Genomic DNA, 1643 nt, shown 5'->3' with positions numbered 1-1643 from the left:
GTCGAACGGCGTACGGGCACCGGTTTGACGCCAATCGCGTCGGGTATTTGCGCACGCACTGGAAGATTCCCGTCTGCAAGGCCAAGGCACCAGCCGCCGACGGCGACATCGTCACCGTCCGGAAGGCTGCCGCCGCGCTTGGCGTGGCGCCATCGACGCTTCACCGCCATATCAACGACGGCCTCATCCAGGGCGAACAGGTGACACCCGGTGCGCCATGGCGCATTCGCCTGACCGCGGAACTCAAGGCCCGCTTCCTCGCCACGCCCGGCGACGGCTTTGAACCCATCCGCGACGCCATGGAGACCCCTCGGCCTGTCGCGCCAGACCGTGTTGCAGCGAGTAAAACGCGGCGAACTGGACTCGGTCCATGTCGTGCGTGAACAGAGAAAAGGCCTATGGATCAAGACCATAGACCACAGTCCAAGTCTCTTCGAACAGATACCGTGAACCCGGGGGTATTATGACAGTCGATCCAAGAAGTTCTGGATGTCGGCGTCTACGATCCAGTTCACCTTCCGTTGGTCGATCGCGACGTACAGGGCATCCAATGCATCCTGTGGTCCTCTTCCGGGCCGGAACCCGTAGGAAAAACCGCAGAAGTCGCCTTCATAGATGGCATTGAGCACCATGACCGTTGCACCCTGAATGATCTTGTCTTCCAGAGCTGCAATCGCTAGCGGTCGCTGCTTCCCATCCGCTTTCGGTATAAACCTCCGGCGTGACGGTTGCGGGTGGTACGTTCCCCGCTGGACCCGTTTGTGCAAATCCTCAAGCCGAAGCTCGAGGTCCGACTCGTAGTCCCGCCACGTCATACCATCCACCCCGGGCGCGGCCTTGCGCCTGAGCGCGTAGAATGCCGTCCGGAGTGCATCGACATTGACGTGGTGGAAGAGCGCGGTGAACCGATCCTTCTTCCTTAGCCTTGCGGCTTTCCGTATGCGGTCCAGCGACTGGGACATGCGAGCCCGGCTCTGTGTCCGGTGCATGCGTAGCTGTTCCGCGTTTCCCTTGGTCCCCGCCCTTGGCTCCATCGCCTCCGCCACCGGAGATCCGGCTTTGTTCGGCGACTTCACGGCTACTATGGCGGAGTCAGACTTCTCTTGTCCGTTCATCATCGGCTACGGCTCCTCGCCTTCCCGAGGCGGACCGGTGCGGTTGGAGGCCGCCCGGTCGGGCAAGAGATCTCCCAGGTTCCGACGCGTTCCTTTTATCCGTGATGTGGCCCAAGACCCCGGCAGGGCGACAGAGCCTCGTATAGCGGCTCCGCACATGTTGCCTTCGACGGATGAGAACGTCTCGGCCCCTGCGATCTTAAACATTATCGTGGCTCACTCCCACACCCCGAATAATCGCTGTGTACGCTTCGCCGTGGTCGTCACCTCCCACGACGCAACACTCACTACCAGGCGGGCGCTACCCCTTACCCGGGCCGGACTTGCACCGGCTGGAACTCGCCAGCTTGGCCTGGCGCACCTCACCTTGTTTGTCGCGCCAGACCTGACAATGCCGATTTCGATGTGGTGGCCGATACTGCCGCCAATAGCGCTTCGCTATCGACAGGACAGCGCTGCATAGCCTTGTCGCGCCTGATCATCACGGAAGGACTCCGTGCACGATCGCGATCTCGGCAGGTGCTGAAC

At 61.6% G+C, this 1643-nt stretch carries 1 protein-coding gene and 2 pseudogenes; 2 read left to right on the top strand and 1 reads right to left on the bottom strand.

Annotated elements, in window-relative coordinates; translation table 11 throughout:
* A pseudogene (locus tag EOA23_RS35975) lies at nucleotides 1-383 on the top strand (helix-turn-helix domain-containing protein); the annotation flags it as partial.
* 78 nt (nucleotides 384-461) lie between these two features.
* Here EOA23_RS35975 and EOA23_RS34530 read toward each other — a convergent pair.
* Complete coding sequence (locus EOA23_RS34530; RefSeq protein ID WP_348628608.1) at nucleotides 462-1118, bottom strand: reverse transcriptase domain-containing protein; 657 nt, start codon at nucleotides 1116-1118, stop codon at nucleotides 462-464.
* A gap of 384 nt (nucleotides 1119-1502) precedes the next feature.
* Between EOA23_RS34530 and EOA23_RS36800 the strand changes: the two are divergent.
* Nucleotides 1503-1643: pseudogene (locus EOA23_RS36800) on the top strand (aldehyde dehydrogenase family protein); the annotation flags it as partial.

It is taken from the genome of Mesorhizobium sp. M2A.F.Ca.ET.042.01.1.1 (genome assembly GCF_003997405.1).
Classification (GTDB): domain Bacteria; phylum Pseudomonadota; class Alphaproteobacteria; order Rhizobiales; family Rhizobiaceae; genus Mesorhizobium.
This window is presented reverse-complemented; position numbering and strand designations above follow the sequence as displayed.

What these genes read in the sequence shown, in the direction of transcription:
- EOA23_RS34530 (WP_348628608.1), bottom strand. Translation starts at nt 1,118, where the DNA reads ATGATGAACGGACAAGAGAAGTCTGACTCCGCCATAGTAGCCGTGAAG.